The organism is Flavobacterium sp. UW10123 (assembly GCF_040538975.1).
Lineage (GTDB): Bacteria > Bacteroidota > Bacteroidia > Flavobacteriales > Flavobacteriaceae > Flavobacterium.
Map to the genome: position 1 here is coordinate 255,303 of NZ_JBEWQE010000006.1, position 20,684 is coordinate 275,986.

At 33.4% G+C, this 20,684-nt stretch carries 17 protein-coding genes; 15 read left to right on the top strand and 2 right to left on the bottom strand.

The annotated features are described in order from the left end of the window. Positions 1 to 328 precede the first annotated feature (328 nt). On the top strand, positions 329 to 967 hold the full coding sequence (locus tag ABXT06_RS09315; protein ID WP_354590506.1) for a sugar-binding protein: 639 nt from the start codon (positions 329 to 331) through the stop codon (positions 965 to 967). Positions 968 to 1,085: 118 nt separating this feature from the next. Here the strand turns inward: ABXT06_RS09315 and ABXT06_RS09320 are convergent, their stop codons facing one another. Further along, complete coding sequence (locus ABXT06_RS09320; RefSeq protein WP_354590507.1) at positions 1,086 to 2,126, bottom strand: LacI family DNA-binding transcriptional regulator; 1,041 nt, start codon at positions 2,124 to 2,126, stop codon at positions 1,086 to 1,088. A 232-nt stretch (positions 2,127 to 2,358) separates the two neighbouring features. Between ABXT06_RS09320 and ABXT06_RS09325 the strand changes: the two genes are divergently transcribed. The 11 genes from ABXT06_RS09325 (at position 2,359) to ABXT06_RS09375 (ending at position 14,876) form a co-directional block, all read left to right on the top strand. Next, positions 2,359 to 3,450 carry a GHMP family kinase ATP-binding protein gene (locus ABXT06_RS09325; RefSeq protein WP_354590508.1) on the top strand — a complete coding sequence of 364 codons (1,092 nt, stop codon included), beginning with the start codon at positions 2,359 to 2,361 and terminating at the stop codon, positions 3,448 to 3,450. 6 nt (positions 3,451 to 3,456) lie between these two features. Next, complete coding sequence (locus ABXT06_RS09330) at positions 3,457 to 4,338, top strand: sugar phosphate nucleotidyltransferase (RefSeq protein WP_354590509.1); 882 nt, start codon at positions 3,457 to 3,459, stop codon at positions 4,336 to 4,338. Between the two features lie 165 nt (positions 4,339 to 4,503). After that, complete coding sequence (locus ABXT06_RS09335) at positions 4,504 to 5,883, top strand: sugar MFS transporter (RefSeq protein WP_354590510.1); 1,380 nt, start codon at positions 4,504 to 4,506, stop codon at positions 5,881 to 5,883. 24 nt (positions 5,884 to 5,907) lie between these two features. After that, complete coding sequence (gene nagB, locus ABXT06_RS09340) at positions 5,908 to 7,836, top strand: glucosamine-6-phosphate deaminase (RefSeq protein WP_354590511.1); 1,929 nt, start codon at positions 5,908 to 5,910, stop codon at positions 7,834 to 7,836. Between the two features lie 292 nt (positions 7,837 to 8,128). Then, entirely contained in the window at positions 8,129 to 8,359 is a 231-nt protein-coding gene (locus ABXT06_RS09345) for a DUF3820 family protein (protein WP_354590512.1), read from the top strand. Positions 8,360 to 8,462: 103 nt separating this feature from the next. Continuing rightward, positions 8,463 to 8,873 (top strand): DUF4190 domain-containing protein, encoded by a 411-nt coding sequence (locus tag ABXT06_RS09350; protein ID WP_111424036.1) that lies wholly within the window; start codon positions 8,463 to 8,465, stop codon positions 8,871 to 8,873. 76 nt (positions 8,874 to 8,949) lie between these two features. Beyond that, positions 8,950 to 9,276 carry a DUF2752 domain-containing protein gene (locus ABXT06_RS09355; protein ID WP_354590533.1) on the top strand — a complete coding sequence of 109 codons (327 nt, stop codon included), beginning with the start codon at positions 8,950 to 8,952 and terminating at the stop codon, positions 9,274 to 9,276. A gap of 524 nt (positions 9,277 to 9,800) precedes the next feature. Next, positions 9,801 to 11,414, top strand: coding sequence for a CTP synthase (gene pyrG, locus ABXT06_RS09360; protein ID WP_354590513.1), 1,614 nt, complete (start codon positions 9,801 to 9,803; stop codon positions 11,412 to 11,414). Between the two features lie 79 nt (positions 11,415 to 11,493). Beyond that, a complete protein-coding gene (gene yidC, locus ABXT06_RS09365; RefSeq protein ID WP_354590514.1) occupies positions 11,494 to 13,410 on the top strand; it encodes a membrane protein insertase YidC in 1,917 nt (638 codons plus the stop codon). Between the two features lie 93 nt (positions 13,411 to 13,503). Next, entirely contained in the window at positions 13,504 to 14,229 is a 726-nt protein-coding gene (locus ABXT06_RS09370) for a toxin-antitoxin system YwqK family antitoxin (protein ID WP_354590515.1), read from the top strand. Between the two features lie 89 nt (positions 14,230 to 14,318). Then, positions 14,319 to 14,876, top strand: a complete 558-nt coding sequence (locus tag ABXT06_RS09375) for a DUF4956 domain-containing protein (RefSeq protein WP_354590516.1) — start codon at positions 14,319 to 14,321, stop codon at positions 14,874 to 14,876. Here ABXT06_RS09375 and ABXT06_RS09380 read toward each other — a convergent pair. Next, a complete protein-coding gene (locus ABXT06_RS09380) occupies positions 14,873 to 16,750 on the bottom strand; it encodes a PEP/pyruvate-binding domain-containing protein (RefSeq protein ID WP_354590517.1) in 1,878 nt (625 codons plus the stop codon). The genes ABXT06_RS09375 and ABXT06_RS09380 overlap by 4 nt on opposite strands. Positions 16,751 to 16,892: 142 nt before the next feature. Here ABXT06_RS09380 and mnmA point away from each other — a divergent pair, with 142 nt between their 5' ends. From mnmA to ABXT06_RS09395, 3 genes are read left to right on the top strand one after another with little or no spacing between them, the layout of a single operon-like run. Then, positions 16,893 to 18,080, top strand: a complete 1,188-nt coding sequence (gene mnmA / locus ABXT06_RS09385; RefSeq protein ID WP_502909023.1) for a tRNA 2-thiouridine(34) synthase MnmA — start codon at positions 16,893 to 16,895, stop codon at positions 18,078 to 18,080. A 44-nt stretch (positions 18,081 to 18,124) separates the two neighbouring features. Continuing rightward, positions 18,125 to 19,732, top strand: a complete 1,608-nt coding sequence (locus ABXT06_RS09390) for a S8 family serine peptidase (protein WP_354590518.1) — start codon at positions 18,125 to 18,127, stop codon at positions 19,730 to 19,732. A 5-nt stretch (positions 19,733 to 19,737) separates the two neighbouring features. Then, positions 19,738 to 20,682 (top strand): NAD(P)H-dependent flavin oxidoreductase, encoded by a 945-nt coding sequence (locus ABXT06_RS09395; protein ID WP_354590519.1) that lies wholly within the window; start codon positions 19,738 to 19,740, stop codon positions 20,680 to 20,682. The last annotated feature ends 2 nt before the right edge of the window (positions 20,683 to 20,684 follow it).

Genomic DNA, 20,684 nt, shown 5'->3' on the forward strand with positions numbered 1-20,684 from the left:
TTTTTAGCTTAAATTGCTGTGATATTTCTAAAATGATTTGAAAAAAGATGAGTGTGTCAAATTGATGGTTTTTTGAAATATAAATAAGGAATTGTCAAAAACTTGTGAATTTCGCAATTACTAATTGGGAAATGTAAAAATTAAACAGTCTTTTCTTATAATGGAATGATGCTGATTTTTGGATTTATTTATGAATTTGGATTGCTTTTCAATACATTTTTTGAACTATCTTGGCTATTGAGAAAAATATCAAATTCAGAAAATGATTTAATGGTCATTTTGACCTTTTTTAAAAGTGAAAAATTAACAGATTTTAAGAAGTAAAATTTTGAAAGAATACCACGTAGAAATAATCGATAAAAATCAAAAAAACACGATTCAGATCTTGGATCCTTTTTTTTGGGAAAAAGCAAATTGTTTAACCAATTTTTCTTCTCCATGGAATAATGATCCAGTTTTAAGAATTGAATTTCGTGCGCTTTGGGATCAGGAGAATTTCTATTTTAATTTTAGAGTTTTTGATACTGATGTTTATATGGATCAGAAAGACAATAGTGTGGATAGTATTTGTAATTCAGATCGTGTGGAGCTTTTTTTTAGAAGTAATGATAAGCTTAATCCGTATTATTGTTTAGAAATAGATCCTTCAACCAGATTGTTGGATTTTATAGCGCGTCCGGATAAAGATTTTGATTATGAATGGAAATGGCCAGAAAACCATATAAAATTGGAATCTTCTACAGATGAAATTTCTTTTACAGTTGCAGGATCAATTAGTGTTGTATCTTTAAAAGAATTAGATTTAATTCATGATAATATTATCGAAGCTGGGGTTTACAGGGCTAAATTTTCTAAAGACAAAAATGGCAATTACGAACCCGCTTGGATTACTTGGGTGGATCCAAATACTCCAGAACCGAATTTTCATATCGCTTCTTCTTTTGGAAAATTCATTTTGATAAAATAATTAGCCGCAAAGACGCGAAGGATCAAAGTTTTTAAATTTAGATTTTAAAGAAAAAGCTGCGTCTTTGCGAGATTTAAATAAAAAACTTTGATCCTTAGCGTCTTAGTGGAAAACTCTCTTAGCTAACATAAAAAGAAGCATTCTCTACATTGATAATGTCAATAGGAAGCAAAATAGTTTCCGGAATATCTTTTCTAAACAAAAAGTGCTCTACTAAAGTGCTGACTCCTAAATAAGCCTGTCTCTTTTGGTTCTGATGAATTAAAAAATGAATTAATCCCTGGTTTAAAAAACTAACATTTTTATCGACTAGATCATAACCAATCAAAGCAATTTTTTCGTCTGTTATGTTTGAAAGTATAGAAGCAATTTGGTAAGCTTTAGAGGTTGTAATGAAAATGCCACTCAAATCTGGATTTTCATTTATAAAGGCTGGAAGCTTAGTTTCGATATTAGAATATTTCAGCTTTAAAGTGGTTAAAGGAAAGCTGGAAAGGTCTTTTTCTTCAAAATAGCTTCTAAAACCGCGTTCTTTTTCTTGCATGTGAATGGCGTTTTTTAAACTCTCGTCAATATGGATAATCGCAATTTGTCCTTTAGGCAGAATTAAATTCATTAAACTCGCAGCAACGCGGCCGCTTTTGTATAAATCTTGCCCAACAAAGCTTTTTATTGATGATGATTCAACTTGATTGTTGAAAGTGTTTACCATAATTCCTAGTTCTTCATATTGTTTTATGATTTCTATGGTTTCTTTATGGAAAAGCGGTGCTAATAAAACAGCATCTGGCGATTTGGTTACAATGGCTTCATGAGTCTTTAAGAAAGATTTTGTGCTTTCAGGGTTAAAATAATGCGTTTCAATAACCACATTATAAGCTTTAAATTCTGTTATAGCATCTTGGATTCCGTTAACACACGGAAGCCAGTAGGGGTCAAATACAGGGTCTGGAAGTAGAACGCAAATGCGGTACACTTTTGTGCTTTTTAAATTTCGAGCAATTAAGTTGGGTTCGTAATCAATTACATTTAAAACTTCATTGATTTTTTCGAGTGCAGCAGGAGAGACTTTTCCTCTATTATGCAGTACGCGATCTACAGTTCCTTTAGAAACTCCAGCCATTTGCGCTATGTCCTTAATTGTGTACTTTTTATCCATATAAGCAAATATAAAAACTTTGAGTTAATAAATGTAAATTTTCTGTAAGAATTATAAAATGTGCTCGAGAACATAAAAATAGTGTGTTCGAGCACATTTTTTTTATTTTTTCTTGTTTTATAAAAATATAATCTATAGTTTCGTGAAATCAAAACTGAAAAACTAAAATAAAAAGATAACCTAGTAATATTGTAATTTACTGAATTACAGTATTTTAACACAATGTGTTTACGTGAAAAAAATTACCTCATTAGCTCCTGGCCGAACCTGTCTTTTTGGAGACCATCAAGATTATTTAGGATTGCCTGTTATAGCCTGTGCGATAGATAGAAGTATTAAATTAATAGCAAAAGAAAATCAGACCGATACATTTGTTCTGAATATGATTGATATTAATGAAATTCGAATCATTGATATACACGAGGCTTTCGAAAAATTAGAACCAAGAGATTATTTTGCATCCTCATTGCGTGTCTTGCGCAGATATGGTTGTAAACCAACATCTGGTTATACCATTACAATTACTGGAGATATTCCGATTAATTCTGGAACATCGAGTTCGTCAGCTTTATTAATGGCTTGGATTCGTTTCCTGATAGAAGCTTTTGGAATCGATCACGAAGTTACACCTGAATTTCTTTCAAAGTTAGGTTATGAATCTGAAGTTTTGGAACATGGGGAACCTGGCGGAATGATGGATCATTTTAGTATTGGCGTTGGAAATATTGTTTACATTAATACAAGAAAACCGTTTTCTTTTGATGTAATAGGTACGGAACTGAAAGGTTTAATTACAGGAGTTTCAGGTGTTCCAAAGGAAACTATTGGTCTTCTTGGAGAATTAAAAGGAAATGCATTAATGGCGATTGATCTGGTAAAGCAAAATTATCCGCAGTTCGACTTAAATGCTTCAGAAATTGAAGATTTGGCTAAATATCGAAATTGTCTTCCAGATCGTCTAATTCCATTTTTTGAAGCAGCTATCAAGAATTACTATTATACTAAAGAAGCTTTAAAAGAATTTGAAAAACCAGTTTTAGATCTTAAAAAAATTGGGGCGTTAATGAATGGCCATCATGAAGTGTTGCGTGATTTACTGAAAATAACTGTTCCGAGAATTGATGCAATGGTTAACGCAGCATTAAAAGCAGGAGCATATGGAGCAAAAATTGTTGGTTCTGGCGGTGGTGGAAGTATTGTTGTGATTGCCGATCCTAAACATGAAGATACGGTTATAAAAGCGATTTTGCACGCGGGAGCTCAAGAAGCCTATGCGGTAAATGTTGATCCAGGAGTACGAATTATTGATAATATTGAAAATTAAAACAAAATGCACGACAGTTTAGTGATTTTAGCCGGTGGAGCTTCTTCTCGTATGAAAAAAGAAGCGGTTATAAATAATTTATCTCCAGAAGAAATTGCGCAGGCCAACGAAAGGAGTAAAGGCTTAATAGGTGTTGGCGCAAGCGGAAGACCTCTTTTAGATTATCTTTTATGGAATGCTAAAAAGGCTGGCTATAAAAACATCTATATAATAATAGGAGAGCAAGGAGAATTGTTTAAAGAATTTTACGGAAGTAAAATGAAGGATAACGATTTTCACGGTCTCAATATTTCATTTGCGGTTCAGTATATTCCTGAAGGAAGAGTAAAGCCTTTTGGAACTGCAGATGCTTTGTTTCAAGCTGTAGAGCAATATCCAGAACTAAATTCGCAGTTTTATTCGGTTTGCAACAGCGATAATTTGTATTCGGCTGAAGCATTGCGTGCTTTGAGGGAAACCGAAAGTCCGAATGCTTTTATTGGTTATGATCGCGATGCTATGGATTTTCCATTAGAGCGTATTTCTCGTTTTGCAATTGCGAAATTAGATAAAAACAATCAGCTGTTGGATATTTTAGAAAAACCATCAGAAGAAGATTTAGAGCAATATAAAGATTCAGAAGGTAAGATTCGTGTAAGTATGAATGCTTTTAAGTTTAACGGCAAGACTTTATATATACATCTTAAAAATTGTCCTGTTCATCCGGAGCGTGATGAAAAGGAGCTTCCAACGGTTCTTTTGAATTCCGTTAAAGAAAATCCGCAAACTACTGTCGGAATTCCATTTTCTGAGCACGTACCAGACTTAACAGCCAAAGAAGATATTGCCGAAGTAAAAACATATTTGGCAAAATATTATCCTGATTTAAATTGGAATAATAAAAATTAACAAAACTTTCATATCTAAATTAGAGAATAAGGAAATTTAATGTAGTACTTTTGTTTTGCAAAAAAAATGCAGATATTTGCATAAATTACGCAATCAATAATGTGAGAGTTGATTCTAATTTAGATTTTGAATTAAATAAATCTATAACTAAATCAACCAAAAATTATGACAAACATTCAAAGTACATTACAAGTAGAGAAAAAAAGCGCCATTGTTCCAATGGTGATTTTAACCTTATTGTTTTTTATTCTAGGATTCGTAACGTGGCTTAACGGACCATTAATTCCGTTTTTTGAATTAGCTTGTGAATTGACTTCTTCTCAAGCTTACTTTGTGACTTTCGCCTTTTATATTGCCTATTTTGTTATGGCAGTTCCTTCTTCCTATATCATTGAAAAAGTGGGATATAAAAACGGAATTTCTTTAGGGTTATTAATTATTGCCGCGGGAGCTTTTATGTTTTATCCGGCGGCTTCTAGTCGTACATTTCTTTTGTTTTTATTGGCCTTATTTGTAATGGGAACTGGTTTGGCAGTTTTACAGACAGCTTCAAATCCTTATGTAGTAGTAATTGGCCCAAGAGAAAGTGCTGCTGCAAGAATCAGCGTTTTAGGAATTGCAAATAAATTGGCAGGATTTGTAGCGCCAATTGTGCTTACAGTTTTGGTTTTGTCTAATATGCAAGACTTTACCGCAGACAAAATTGCCTTGATGGATGAAGCTGCAAAAACTAGTGCATTAAATTCTCTTGCATTACAATTACAAACACCGTATCTTTATATGGGGTTGATTATTACTGTTTTAGCTTTAATGGTGAAATTTTCTCCTCTTCCAGAAATTGATTTGGACGAAGAAGGAAATGTTTCTGAGTTGAGTGTTTTCAAACAGATTAAAAATGCTTTCAAACACCCTCAATTGGTTTTAGGAGTAATTACTTTAATGCTTTATTTATCAGCCGAAGTTTTAGCAGGAGATTCTATTGGAGCTTTCGGGAAACAATTGGGTGTTTACGGCGAAGAAGGGAATTTCTATCTAAAATTAACATCATTTACGATGTCGGCAATGGTTATTGGATACGTTCTTGGAATAGTCTTGATTCCTAAATATGTTTCTCAGGTAACTGCTTTAAAAGTGTCTGGAATGCTTGGTTTAGTTCTGGTTTTGGCAATTGTCTTGATTTCTCCAAAAATAATGATTGCATTGCCTGGAACTCCAAATATACCGTTAGTGATACTTTTAGTAGCGCTTTTAGGATTGGCAAATGCGCTATGCTGGCCGGCAATTTGGCCAATGGCTTTGCAGGATTTGGGAGGTTATACAAAAATAGGAAGTGCCATTTTGATTATGGGCATTATTGGTGGAGCAGTTTTTCCATTATTCTACGGAATGATCACTGAAAGCATCAATTCTGCAAATCTTGCAAAAAATATGCAAGACGTTTCCAAAAGCGGTAATCAATTGGCGTATTTAATGCTGCTGCCTTCTTATGCAATGATTTTGTTTTATGCTGTAAAAGGGCATAAATACAGGAAATGGAATAGTTGAACAAAAAATAAAAATTAATATATCATGTTAAAAAGTAAAATCGACAAAGCAACAGGTTTCGAAAAACGATTCGAAAACATTAATACAGTTGTTTTTGAAAACTCAACAGATGCTTCAAAAGAAGTAGCGCAGGAAATTGCGGCTTTAATCAAAGAAAAACAAAAAGAAGGAAAACCATGTATTCTTGGTTTGGCAACTGGTTCTTCTCCAAAAGGTTTGTATGCTGAATTAGTGCGTCTGCATAAAGAAGAAGGTTTGAGTTTCAAAAACGTAATTAGTTTTAACTTGGATGAATATTATCCAATGGAACCAAATTCAATCAACAGTTATGTTCGTTTCATGAAAGAACTTTTGTTTGATCATGTCGATATTTTACCTGAAAACGCTCATGTTCCAGACGGACTTTTAACAAAAGAACAAATTGCAGATTACTGCCACGAATACGAAGCTAAAATCGAAGCTTTAGGCGGAATCGATCTTCAGATTCTTGGAATTGGAGGTAACGGGCATATTGGTTTTAACGAATCTGGTTCGCTACAAAACTCTAAAACACGTTTAGTGGCTTTAGATCATATTACAAGAGTTGCTGCAAGTAAAGATTTCTTTGGTTTAAATAATACACCAAGAACTGCAATCACGCTTGGAGTAAAAAAAATCATGGAAGCAAAAAGAGTGATTTTATTGGCTTGGGGAGAAGGAAAAGCAAACATTGTAAAAAAATCTGTTGAAGATGAAGTTACAAACCGAGTTCCTGCTTCTTTCTTGCAAGAGCATAATAATGCTGTTTTTATTTTAGATAAAGAAGCTTCTTCAAAATTAACGAGAATTAACAAGCCTTGGTTGGTTGAGAAAATCGTTTGGACAGATAAATTAACTCGTAAAGCAGTTTTAGGATTGGCATTAGATCTTAAAAAACCAATTTTAATGCTTACAGATGCTGATTATATCGAAAACGGTATGAGTGATTTGTTAGCAGATTCGGGTCCGGCTTACGATATTAACATCAAGATATTTAATAAATTACAAAATACAATCACGGGTTGGCCAGGTGGAAAACCAAATGCAGACGATACAAATCGTCCTGAAAGAGCAGAGCCAGCTAAAAAACGTGTATTGATTTTTAGTCCGCATCCTGATGATGATATTATCAGTATGGGAGGGACTTTCATGCGTTTGCAAGAGCAAGGGCACGAAGTGCACGTAGCATACCAGACATCTGGAAATATTGCAGTTGCTGATGATGAAGCATTACGTTTTGCAAGATTCGTAATTGATTACAACGAGAAATTCGGAATCAAAAGCGAACAAGCAGATGATATCTATAAAAAGGCTGAAGCATTCTTACAGAACAAAAAGAACAGCGAAATTGATATTCCGGAAGTTCGTTACATTAAAGGTTTGATCAGAAAAGGTGAAGCAAGAGCTACAAGTTATTTTGTCGGTCTTCCAGATTCTCAGATTCACTTTATGGAATTGCCTTTCTACGAAACAGGAACAATCGAGAAAAAACCAATTGGTCCAGAAGATATTCAGCTGACGGTTGATTTAATTGAGAAAATTAAACCGCACCAAATTTATGCAGCAGGAGATTTAGCAGATCCGCACGGAACTCATAAAGTTTGTTTGGATGCTATTTTTGAAGCGGTAAAAGTTTTAAAACCAAAAGAATTCATGAACGACTGCTGGTTGTGGTTATATCGTGGAGCTTGGCAAGAGTGGGGAATTGACGAAGTTGAAATGGCAGTTCCAATGAGTCCAGATCAGGTTTTAGCAAAACGTCACGGAATCTTCAAACACCAATCTCAAAAAGATGGAGTTGTTTTCCAAGGAACAGACGCAAGAGAGTTCTGGCAAAGAGCGGAAGACAGAAACCGCGAAACAGCAGAATTGTATCACCAATTAGGTTTGGCAACTTATGCTGCAATGGAAGCTTTCGTGAGATGGCACTATTAAAAAGTGACAAAGATTCAGAGTGACAAAGGGACAGAGGTTTCTAATCTGTGCTGAACTTTTTTAAATAATATTTTTGAAGCAGGAAGGAGGAACGACAATTGGTTCTTTTTTCTTGCTTCTTTTTTTTAAAGTTGCTAAGGTTTTAAGATTCTGAGATTCTAAGTTTTTAATCTTTGATTTAATAATCTGTGAGAATCCTTTTAATCTGTGGCAAATAAATAATAGCTTTGCATATAATTGAAGCAAGAAGAAAGTATAAGTCTTTCCTCTTGCTTCTTTCTTCTTAAAAACTATGGATCAAGACAAAAAACAACTTATAAAATTAGCCCACACCAAAATGCCTTTTGGAAAATACCAAGGAAGGTATCTAATTGATTTGCCGGAATATTATGTGGTTTGGTATCATAATAAAGGATTTCCAAAAGGAGAATTAGGGCAGCAATTACAATTGATTTATGAGTTGAAATTGAACGGATTGGAAGAATTGATTAGAAATATCAAAAAACAATATCCAAAACCTTAATTCAGAAAAGGAAGGTTAATTTAATTGTTGATAACTTAGATTCGATTACCCTAGTTTGTATTAGTCGTTTTCTATTTTTGTCAGAACTAACAAAAACATTTTTATGGAAAACAATTTACCTTCTTCAAATGCTGGCCAGTCACTAGGTATTATCGCTTTAATTTTTGGTATTATCGGTGTATTAGCGGCATTTATCCCTTGCTTTGGTTTTATTGCAGTTTTATTCGGAATTCTTGCAATAGTATTTGGAGCAATTGCTTTAAATCAGGCAAAAAAAGAAAATGCATCGACTTCTTTACCAAAAGCTGGTCTTTATTTGGGAATTGCGGCGACAATTTTCGTTATTATCTGGGTTGCAATTTTTGTAGGCTCAGTTGGCTCTATGGCTTTAGAGCATAAAGATGAGATTCAGAGAGCTTTGGATTCTGTCAAAGTGGAACAAATACAAACAGATGATTCTTTAAATGTGAAAGTACAAGTAGATTCGACTACAATTGAAACTACTGTAAAGTAATTTATTGTATAAAATGTCTGTTTATCAAGAAATTGATTCTTATAAAAAGATAAATGTAATTTTGATTTTCATAATTATGTTTATCTTTTTTTATTGCTTTTTTCTACCATATTTAAATTTCGGTTTGCGTTCATCCTGTGAAGGATTGCCATTAGCATATTGTAAAAGCCGCGGACTTACAAGAGCTTTTTCTCAAATTCTTCGATTTCATTTTCAAGAAGCAATCGCTTACAATCCATTTTCTATAAAAATTTTTTGTTTCTTTTTCTTTCAGTTTATTGCGAGATTTTTGATCAATTGGATTATTTCTTTTTCCGTATTTAGAATGATATTAATTTTCGATATCTCTATAAGTGTAATTTCTTTTCTCTTCTGTTTTTATAATTTAATACTTCCTTACTAGGAATTAATTAAATTCTGAAATAAAAGTAAGAAAAATCTTTGGCGGTTTGGATTTTTTTGTATAAGTTTGAAATACAAAATATTATAATTTTCAAAAAACAAAGTGATACCACAGAATTCAAGACTGAATTCATAAATGTGTACAAGTCAGTGTTTTTTTAAATTATAATATTTTTTTTTGCCCAAACTTTTCTCTTTAGCAAGTATCAATTATTGGTAGAGAAAATTTTCCTTGCATCTTCCTTATTTTATATTACATATGTGAAAAAATGATATGTAGTAATTATTCAAAAACATAAAAAGAGCGGATTTTTTAAATTGATAAGGTTATTGTTTATTAGTTGCGAATTTGTAGCTAAAAATAGAAAAATATTTCGTTTTCTTGTGGTAGAACTTTAAACCTTTATTTAAATCGAAAGAGCTTTAAAGTTTTAAAAATTATCTCATTCTGGAATTGATAAATTGTCTAATTAAATTTGTACTTTTGCCAAGTTTTTTACACAACTACTTACAAACAACAACAGAATGAATCAAACAAAATATATTTTTGTTACAGGAGGTGTGACCTCTTCATTAGGAAAAGGGATTATCGCGGCATCTTTGGCAAAATTGTTACAAGGAAGAGGATACCGTACAACTATTCAGAAATTTGATCCATATATTAACGTTGACCCGGGGACATTAAACCCGTACGAACACGGAGAATGTTATGTGACAGATGACGGAGCTGAAACTGACTTAGACTTAGGACACTACGAGCGTTTCTTAAACGTTCCTACTTCTCAGGCTAATAACGTTACTACAGGAAGAGTTTATCTTTCGGTTATTGAAAAAGAAAGAAGAGGAGAATTTTTAGGAAAAACAGTTCAAGTTGTTCCTCATATCACAAACGAAATCAAAGACAGAATGCAATTGCTAGGTAAATCTGGCGATTATGATATTGTTATTACTGAAATTGGTGGAACGGTTGGTGATATCGAATCTTTACCTTATATAGAATCTGTTCGTCAACTAGTTTGGGAATTAGGTGAAAATAACGGAATTGTTATTCACTTGACATTAGTTCCTTATTTGGCTGCAGCTGGAGAGTTGAAAACAAAACCAACACAGCACTCTGTTAAAACTTTAATGGAGAGTGGTATTAAAGCAGATATTTTGGTTTGTAGAACGGAGCACGAATTGTCTCAGGAATTACGCCAAAAACTAGCTTTATTCTGTAATGTTAAGAAAGAAGCGGTTATTCAGTCAATTGATGCTTCTACTATATATGAAGTTCCAAACTTAATGCTTGAAGAAGGATTAGATGTTGTAGCTTTAAAGAAATTAGATTTGCCTAAAAAAGCATCTCCAGATCTTAAAAACTGGAATACTTTCTTAAAAAGATTAAAAAGTCCAAAACAAACTGTAAACATTGGTTTGGTTGGAAAATATGTAGAAATGCAGGATTGCTACAAATCTATTTTAGAGGCGTTCATTCATGCAGGTGCTGCAAATGAAACAAAAGTAAATGTTATTTCTATTCACTCAGAACATATCAATGCAGATAATGTTGAAGAAAAATTAGGCTATTTAGATGGAGTTTTAGTTGCTCCAGGTTTTGGTGAAAGAGGTATTGAAGGAAAAATTGCTGCAGTTCGTTTTGTACGTGAAAACAACATTCCTTTCTTCGGAATTTGTTTAGGAATGCAAATGTCTGTTATCGAATATTCTAGAAATATTTTAGGTTACGCAGAAGCGAATTCAACAGAGATGAACGATAAAACGTCTCATCCGGTAGTGAGTTTGATGGAAGAACAGAAAAATGTAACCGATAAAGGAGGAACAATGCGTTTAGGTGCTTGGAAATGTGATATTAAACCAAACACTTTAGCATACAAAATTTACGGAGAAAAAACTATTTCGGAGCGTCACCGCCACCGTTATGAGTACAACAATAAATATGCTGATGAATTGCAAAAGGCAGGTTTAAAAGCTTCTGGAGTTAACCCTGATACAGGATTAGTTGAAATCGTAGAGCTTGAAAATCACCCGTTCTTCATTGGTGTACAATACCACCCAGAATACAAAAGTACAGTTGCAAATCCGCACCCGATCTTTGTAAACTTTGTGGCTGCTGCGGTAAATGCGCATAAAAAATAATAATATATTCTAAGAGGTTGTAACTTTTAAACGAAACAGATAACTAATTACCTCAAACGAATAACTTTTTTAATTAATAATGGAAGAAAAAAAATTAGACTTTAATTCGATCATTGGTTTTGTATTGATCTTCGGAATTTTGATTTGGATTATGTATCAAAATCAGCCTTCTGAAAAAGAAATTGCTGCTGAAAAAGCCAAGAAAGAATTAGTTGCTAAACAAGAAGCACAAGCAAAAGCAGATAAAGCTAAAACTGCGTCATTACCAGCTGCAGCTGTAACTCCTGGAGATACGGTTCAATTGGCTCAATTGCAAAAAACTTTAGGAGGATTTGCTTATTCTGCAACACTTCCTTCTGCAAAAGAAGCTTTTACTACAATCGAAAACGAAAAATTAAGGTTAAAGATTGCTAATAAAGGCGGATATATTGTTGAGGCTACTTTAAAAGAATTTGAAAGATTAAAAAAAGGTTCTGGTCAATTAGTTGAGTTAATCAAAAACAATAACTCAAACTTAAATTTACAGCTTCTTACTACAGATAACAGAACATTAAATTCTAAAGATTTGTATTTCGAACCAACATTAGAAAAAATTGGTGCAGACCAAGTTTTATCTATGCGTTTGAAAGCAGGAGTTAATGAATTTTTAGAATATAAATACATCTTAAAGCCAAACGATTATTTAGTTGGTTTTGATATTCGTTCACAAGGTTTAAACAGAGTTTTAAATTCTGCTAAACCAGTTGATTTACAATGGGATTTAAAAACATACAGAAACGAAAAAAGCGTTGCGTATGAAAACCGTTATGCACAAATCGATTTCAAATACGAAGAATCAAAATACAATAACGTAAGTTCACACGGACAAGGAAAAGAAGAAACTCCTGAAAAAGTGAGTTATGTAGCTTTTAAACAGCATTTCTTTACTACAATTTTATCTACAGAAAAACCTTTTGAAACTTCAAAACTACAATCTGACGATTTAGTTAAGGATGATAAAATTGATACAGTTTTTACAAAACAATTTAGAGCTAATTTGCCTTTAGCGTTTACAAATGGAGAGATCGATTACAAAATGAATTTGTATATGGGTCCTGCAGATTACAAAACATTAAAAGCTTACGATAAAAACTTCGAAAAAATTATTCCGCTTGGATGGGGAATTTTCGGATGGATCAATAAATGGATTTTCATTCCGTTATTCGGATTCTTAAGCTCAACAATTGGATTGTCATTAGGAATTGCAATCATTATTTTTACGATTATCATCAAATTGGCTATGTCGCCAATTACGTATAAGTCATTCTTGTCTCAGGCTAAAATGAAAGTTTTAAGACCTGATATTGCAGAGTTGGGAGAGAAATTCAAAAAAGACCCAATGAAGAAACAACAGGAAACAATGAAACTGTACAACAAAGCAGGAGTAAACCCAATGGCAGGATGTATTCCAGCATTGATTCAGCTTCCATTTATGTATGCATCTTTCCAGTTTTTCCCTGCAGCATTTGAATTAAGACAAAAAAGCTTCCTTTGGGCAGACGATTTATCTTCTTTTGACTCGATTGTAAAATTACCATTCAACATTCCGATGTACGGAGACCATATCAGTTTGTTCCCAATCTTGGCAGCAATTGCAATTTTCTTCTACATGAAAATGACTTCTGGAGACCAACAAATGGCAGCTCCTCAGCAAGAAGGTATGCCAGATATGGCAAAAATGATGAAAATCATGATTTATGTTTCTCCATTAATGATGTTAATTTTCTTCAATAATTACGGTTCAGGATTATCTTTATATAACTTTATTTCGAACTTAATTACAATCGGAATTATGTTTGTTATCAAGAATTACATTGTAGACAGTGATAAAATTCACGCTCAGATTCAAGAAAACAAACAAAGAGAGCCTAAGAAACCAAGTAAGTTCCAACAGCGTCTTCAAGAAGTAATGGAACAGCAAGAAGCAGCTAAAGCTCAGAATAAGAAAAAGAAATAATTCTAAATAAAAAAATCTCGATTTATCGGGATTTTTTTATACCATTATACTTTATAATTAAGATTTTCGTTAAGCTTAAAAATAGAATTTACCATGATCTCAAGAAAAATCATATTCGGATTAATATTCCTATCATCAATAATTTCAAATGCTCAAACCGATATTAATAAAGTCGACGCAGCTGGGAAAAAAGACGGACTTTGGAAAGGTACTTATACAGAATCTAAACGTCCTCGTTATGAAGGAACTTTTAATCACGGAAAAGAAACAGGTGTTTTTAAGTTTTTTGATGATACGAAAAAAGGCGATGTAATTGCTACAAGAGATTTTAGTGCCAATGATGGCAATTCGTATACTATTTTTTATGACCAGAATAAAAATAAAGTAAGCGAAGGTAAAGAAATCGGAAAAGCAAGAGAGGGAGAATGGAAGTATTATCATAAAGCTTCTAAAGTTTTGATGTCTGTTGAGAATTATAAAAATGGGAAATTAGAAGGTTTGAAAACTATTTATTATCCAAATGCCCAAGTTGCAGAAGAGATGACTTATAAAAATGATTTAAAAGAAGGACCATATAAAAAAATAGGGCAAGACGGAACGCTTTTAGAAGAATCTTATTTCAAAAATAATGAATACAATGGTGATGCTGTTTTTTATGATTCAGACAAATCTGTTGCTTCAAAAGGAAAGTTTGTAAATGGTAAAAAAGCTGGAATCTGGCAGTTTTATCAAAAAGGGAAACTGGTAAAAGAAGTGAATATGAGTGACCCGAAAAATACCAATAAAGCTGCCGAAAAAGGAGGGGCTTCAAAAAAATAACAGAACATACAGTTTTGATTTTCATCGATTAAATTCCAAAAAGATAAAGAATAAATTGTTTACATTTGAGTAATCAATTATTCTGACTAATGGATTTAAACGAACTTTTAGGGCGATTTTTACTGCTGTTTTTTTCGATTTTGGTTTTGTATTTTTTCTCTAATAGAAAAGATAATGCAACCATAAATCCATTGATGGTCATTGTCGGGCTTTGCACTTTTTCGCTTTGTTATCTTTTTACTAAAATAGAAATTGGAGTAGGAATAGGGTTTGGTCTCTTTGCTATTTTTTCGATACTTCGTTTTAGGACACAATCCTTTACTGTAAACGCTATAATCTTTCTTTTTGCAACGATTACATTGTCTATTCTCGATATTATGTATCCGTTTGAAAAGATTGAATTATTGCTGTTTTTTCAAATCATTATCATCGGGTTTTATATTGCGGCTTCAATTATCGTTAATAAAAAAGCTTCAAAGTATTTAAACTCTGTTGATGTAAAAATTCCGCTTGACGAAAATTTTTCTTTAAACTCAGAAATAATTAGAAAATCAATTCAAGATAAAATTAAGATTGAAGATTTTGATTTTAGAATTGTATTAATAAACACCGCGGCCAACGAAATAGATTTATTAGTATTCTATTAATCGTTAAAAGGTCGAACTTGTTTGATGTACAAATCTCTTTTTTCTCCAACAATTTTAAACTCGATATCTATGGGGTGAAATTGGTTTTTACGCCAATAGCGATACATTTTGGTTTCAATCTTTTTGCTAACATCATACAGATTGCTCATTTCTTTTCGGGTCAATAAAGGCTCATTATTATTTAGATTTGAATTGGAAGTATAATCGATATCAAAATCGGTTTCGTCTTTTCCGTCATTGAAATGATAAGCCACAAATTGCTCGCAGATTTCTCCTTTTTCGGGTTTTACAACCGAATTTTCTCCTTTTTGAACATTAACTGTAATTCCTGGAAAGTTTTCTCTAAATATATTTTTGGTAATAATTACGCCATTTGCCAGTTCGTCAGGAAACGAACGATGCACTAAAACGCCCATAGCAATATTTTGCTGATCAATTCCAAAAAGTTCTCTTTCGTTATACGAAGCTTCGTTCCAAACACTTGCCCAAACTTGTTTTATCGCTTTTTCAAAAGATTTAATAGAGTCGCCTAAAATGCCTGTTTTAGAATCGTATAATCCGGCACCGTTAAAATCATCTAAATCTTCTGCATTTGTAGAGGAACGAAATCTAAAGTTTTTGAATTTAGCATTTTTAAAAGTTTCATTGAGTTTGGCGATTAAAGCTGGATTAACGTTTTCTTTTTTAATGGCATCTCTGATCTTTTTTAATTGTTTATTAATCCAGACCGTTGAATCTTTATGCGGATAAGCTAAAAGTTCAGAAATTAAGGGAGAAATAGTTGATTTTTGAATGTGCTGTGTGTAAAAATAAAACGGAATGGCATGCGCGTTTTCTGGAACTTTAAACGGAATTTCTTTTGAAATTGCAATTAAATAAGCCATGTTTTGAGCTTTAGAACCAATGTAATTCACTCCCTTTTTAGGAATTTCAGATAAACTAACCAATTCGGTAACACTGTTGTCAATAATTAGTTTTTTCTTCTTTCCAGCAGATTTAACGGGGATTTTTTTAGTGGTTTCTTTGATAAAAAAAGTATCAACTTCTATTTTTAATTCTATTTTTTTAGAAAGCAGTTTTTTGATATTGTTGTCTTTTTCTATGTCAGTGTAAGCCATAATTGGAATCTTTCTGTTTTTTCCTAAAAGGACCAAATGGCTTAATGGCGTTTGAAGTTCATTCACAATAATTCCTCTTACGTTGGGAAGAATATCTGGTGTTCCGTCCAGAATAACAATTTCATCAGAATTTGGTTTGACGGTTTCTAACTCTTTGATTTTGTATTTCTTCAGAATTCCAATATTACTGCCGCGAACGACTTCCTGATATTTAATTTCCCCAAAAATATAATCTGATTTAACACACGGAATTTTGAATTTCTGTTGTTGGAACCATTCCATCATTTCTGGATTATTTAGATAAAATTTTAGCTTTTCGCCAATAAAAGTGGAGTTTTTGACCATATTAAAAAAACGTTCAATCAAAGGCAAAGGCATATGATCGGATGCAGCAAGTTCGAAAATCCATTTGTCAGTTCCTTTAATGTGATTTAAATTTCCGAGAAGAAAATCCCTGTTTTTCTCCGTATCGCTGTAATTTTCATTATTGAATACTTCAAGATCATGAATGTATCCTAAATAATTAACTACAAAATCGTAATGAAGAGGAATAACGCTGCTGTTGAAATAATACATTTTCTGTTTTCGAAGATCATAAATTACTTTTAAAGACTCAATATTCGAAAATTTATCAGACAAAGGTTTTCCTCTAAATGCCTTGTAAGCTTCATAATTTGGCAAAGATGCGCTAAATCGCTGCGCACTTAACGAGGTTAACACGAAAAGGAAAAATAAGCTGTAAATGTATTTTTTCATAGGATAAAAATGTATGATTAAATGTACTTAAAAAAGTAATAAGTTTTATCTACTGTGGGATTGCTTAAACTAATGAAAATCATGCTTAAATTTTCTATTATTTGGCGTATATTTGCAACCTTAAAAAATTAAACATTTTAAAATGAAACGAGTAGTTGTTGGACTTTCAGGTGGAGTAGATTCTAGTGTTGCAGCATATTTATTGCAGCAGCAGGGTTACGAAGTTATTGGCCTTTTTATGAAGAACTGGCACGATGACTCGGTTACTATTTCGAACGAATGTCCTTGGCTAGAAGATAGCAACGATGCTTTGCTTGTTGCAGAAAAACTTGGCATACCGTTTCAAACAGTTGATTTGAGCGAAGAATACAAAGAAAAAATCGTTGATTACATGTTCAACGAATACGAAAAAGGAAGAACTCCAAATCCTGACGTGCTTTGTAACCGAGAAATCAAATTTGATGTATTTATGAAAATCGCTTTAAGTCTTGGTGCAGATTATGTGGCAACAGGACACTATTGCCAAAAAAGCGAAATTGAAGTAGACGGAAAAACAGTGTATCAATTGATTGCCGGAAATGACGTTAACAAAGACCAATCTTATTTCTTATGCCAGTTGTCTCAAGAACAATTGTCAAAAGCTTTGTTTCCTATTGGAGCTTTAACAAAACCAGAAGTGCGCGAAATTGCAGCTGAAATGGAGTTGGTTACAGCAGAAAAGAAAGATTCTCAAGGTTTGTGTTTCATCGGGAAAGTTCGTCTTCCAGAATTTTTACAGCAAAAATTGCAGCCTAAAGAGGGTAAAATTGTTCAGGTTGATAAAAATGATCCGATCTATACTATTGAGAAATCAGCTGATCTTTCTTTAGAAGAAAAATTAAAGTTAGAATCTCAAAAATTAGAATATCTTCCAACAATGGGAAAAGTGGTTGGGAAACACCAAGGTGCTCATTATTTTACAGTTGGACAAAGAAAAGGTCTGAATGTAGGAGGAACAATAGATCCTTTGTTTGTAATTGCAACTGATGTAGATACGAATACCATTTATACAGGTATGTCTAGCGAGCATCCGGGTTTGTTTAAAAAAGCACTTTTTGTTGGGGCATCTGAAGTACACTGGATTAGAGAAGATATGACGCTAAAAGCAGGAGAAAAAATGGAAGTGATGGCAAGAATCCGTTACCGTCAACCTTTGCAGAAAGCTGTTTTATATCAGTTTGAAGATGGAATGTATGTGGAGTTTGAAGAGCCGCAGTCTGCTATTACAGAAGGACAATTTGTTGCTTGGTATTTAGAAAATGAATTAGTTGGTTCGGGAGTAATTTCTTAGCTTTATACTTTATTTGGGAGTAAATCCCTTAAAGGTATAAAACGATGAGATATAGCTTTACTTTTCTTTTATTACTTCTTTCGGTTACGGTATTTTCACAAGAAGATGCGTGGGTTTATTTTAATGGTAAACCTAATGCGCAAGCTTTTTATGATAATCCGCTAAGCGAATTATCACAGAGAGCTTTGGATCGAAGAACGAACCAGAATATCGCTTTGACTATTACAGATGCTCCTCTGGAAACTTCTTATATAAATCAAATTACTTCAAGCGCAGGGATTACGGTAAAAGCGCAGTCAAAATGGCTGAATGCACTTCATATTCAAGGAACTCAGGCTAATATTAACGCTTTAAAAACGTTAGCTTTTGTTTCTAGAATAGAGTTTGCCGACAAAACTTTAAATACTACAGGAAAAAGAGTTTCTGAGACTTCGATAAACCAAACTCATGAACAGTTAAAAGAAGCAATTGATTATTCGTATGGAAATTCTGCGAATCAAATACAGATGTTAAACGGACAAGTTCTTCATCAGCAGAATTTTACTGGAGAAGGAAAAATTATAGCCGTTATGGATGGTGGTTTTCCTGGCGTCAATACTGCACAGCCATTTGAAAATCTTAGAAATAATAATAAAATTCTAGGCGGTTATGATTATACTACTAGAAATAGCAATTTCTATACGGGCGATTCCCATGGAACTTCCGTACTTTCAACTATGGGCGGTTATACGGTAAATTCTTTGGTAGGAACAGCTCCAAATGCCTCGTACTATCTTTTTATTACAGAAATTGATGCACAGGAGATTCCATTAGAAGAATCGCTATGGGTTGAAGCAGCTGAAAAAGCAGATGCTTTAGGAGTTGATATAATTACGACTTCATTAGGATATTTTTTGGATAGAGATGAAATCAGATACAATCATACCTATAGCGATATGAACGGAATTACGACTTTTATTTCTCGTGGTGCCGAAATTGCTTTTGGTAAAGGAATTTTGGTTTTGGCCTCTGCTGGAAATGAAGGAAACCAGTCAGAAAAACATATTGGAGCTCCTGCAGATGCTGTGTCAGTACTAGCAATTGGTTCTGTTAATGCATCTAAAGTGAGGGCAAGTTCTAGTTCAATCGGGCCAAGTTATGATGGAAGAATAAAACCTGATGTTATGGCAAAAGGAGCATCAGCTACTGTTTCTGATGCAAATGGCAATATTGGTACAGCAAGTGGAACTTCATTTTCATGTCCGATAATGGCAGGAATGGCGGCTTCTTTATGGCAGGCATTTCCAACTAAAACAAACAAAGAAATCAGGCAGATGATTTTGCAATCTGCGGATCGATATGCTAGTCCAGATAATAATTACGGATACGGGATTCCAAATTTCGGAGCAGCATTAAGTGTTGATGATTTTATAGCGGAAGTTTCGTTTGCGCTATATCCAAATCCGGCTAAAAATGAAGTTTCGTTTTCTTTTTTAAATGAAAATAATACAGCATCGGTAACTATTTATTCTATCTTAGGACAAAAATTAATAGAAGAAAAAATCAGTAATTCAAATCCAGTTCTTTCCTTGCAATCACTTCAAAGCGGATTGTATCTTTATAGTTTTGATGCCAATAATCTGCATAAAACAGGAAAAATAATCAAGCAATAATTTTAATGAATAAAATCACTCAGCTTTTCAATATAAAATACCCAATCATTCAAGGCGGAATGATCTGGAACAGCGGTTATAAATTGGCTTCGGCTGTAAGCAATGCAGGAGGTTTAGGACTTATTGGTGCAGGTTCTATGTATCCGGAAGTTTTAAGAGAGCATATTCAAAAATGTAAAAAAGCGACCGATAAACCTTTTGGAGTAAACATTCCGATGTTATATCCAAACATTGAAGAAATTATGAATATTGTAGTTGAAGAAGGCGTAAAAATCGTTTTTACTTCTGCAGGAAATCCTAAAACTTGGACTTCATTTTTGAAAGAAAGAGGCATTACAGTGGTTCATGTGGTTAGTAGCAGTGTTTTTGCTCTAAAAGCACAAGACGCTGGCGTAGATGCGGTGGTAGCCGAAGGTTTTGAAGCTGGTGGTCACAATGGTCGTGAAGAAACCACTACGATGACTTTAATTCCGATGGTAAAAGAAAAAATTAAGATTCCTTTAATCGCTGCTGGCGGAATTGCCACAGGAAGAGGAATGCTGGCTGCAATGGTTCTTGGAGCAGATGGAGTTCAGGTCGGAAGCCGTTTTGCAGCTTCTATAGAATCTTCTTCACACAATAATTTTAAAGAAACCATAGTTAATACTATAGAAGGAGGTACGCAGTTGACATTGAAAGAATTAGCGCCTGTTCGCTTAATAAAAAACAAGTTTTATCAGGATGTTCAAGATTTGTATCAAAAATGCCCATCTAAAGAAGAATTGGTTCAGCTTTTAGGACGAGCTAGAGCCAAAAAAGGAATGTTTGAAGGAGACTTGGACGAGGGAGAATTAGAAATTGGACAAGTAGCAGGTCTGATTCATGAAATCTTACCAGTTGAGCAAATTGTGCAACAAATGATAGCCGAATTTGAAAAGGCGTCCAAAGAAAAGATTACATTTGAGTTTTAATT

Bases quoted from the DNA above. Each gene is read 5' to 3' on its own strand.
- ABXT06_RS09320 (WP_354590507.1), bottom strand. From the start codon at position 2,126: ATGGATAAAAAGTACACAATTAAGGACATAGCGCAAATGGCTGGAGTT.
- ABXT06_RS09330 (WP_354590509.1), top strand. From the start codon at position 3,457: ATGCACGACAGTTTAGTGATTTTAGCCGGTGGAGCTTCTTCTCGTATG.
- ABXT06_RS09335 (WP_354590510.1), top strand. From the start codon at position 4,504: ATGACAAACATTCAAAGTACATTACAAGTAGAGAAAAAAAGCGCCATT.
- nagB (WP_354590511.1), top strand. From the start codon at position 5,908: ATGTTAAAAAGTAAAATCGACAAAGCAACAGGTTTCGAAAAACGATTC.
- ABXT06_RS09345 (WP_354590512.1), top strand. From the start codon at position 8,129: ATGGATCAAGACAAAAAACAACTTATAAAATTAGCCCACACCAAAATG.
- ABXT06_RS09350 (WP_111424036.1), top strand. From the start codon at position 8,463: ATGGAAAACAATTTACCTTCTTCAAATGCTGGCCAGTCACTAGGTATT.
- ABXT06_RS09355 (WP_354590533.1), top strand. From the start codon at position 8,950: ATGTTTATCTTTTTTTATTGCTTTTTTCTACCATATTTAAATTTCGGT.
- pyrG (WP_354590513.1), top strand. From the start codon at position 9,801: ATGAATCAAACAAAATATATTTTTGTTACAGGAGGTGTGACCTCTTCA.
- yidC (WP_354590514.1), top strand. From the start codon at position 11,494: ATGGAAGAAAAAAAATTAGACTTTAATTCGATCATTGGTTTTGTATTG.
- ABXT06_RS09370 (WP_354590515.1), top strand. From the start codon at position 13,504: ATGATCTCAAGAAAAATCATATTCGGATTAATATTCCTATCATCAATA.
- ABXT06_RS09375 (WP_354590516.1), top strand. From the start codon at position 14,319: ATGGATTTAAACGAACTTTTAGGGCGATTTTTACTGCTGTTTTTTTCG.
- ABXT06_RS09380 (WP_354590517.1), bottom strand. From the start codon at position 16,750: ATGAAAAAATACATTTACAGCTTATTTTTCCTTTTCGTGTTAACCTCG.
- mnmA (WP_502909023.1), top strand. From the start codon at position 16,893: ATGAAACGAGTAGTTGTTGGACTTTCAGGTGGAGTAGATTCTAGTGTT.
- ABXT06_RS09390 (WP_354590518.1), top strand. From the start codon at position 18,125: ATGAGATATAGCTTTACTTTTCTTTTATTACTTCTTTCGGTTACGGTA.
- ABXT06_RS09395 (WP_354590519.1), top strand. From the start codon at position 19,738: ATGAATAAAATCACTCAGCTTTTCAATATAAAATACCCAATCATTCAA.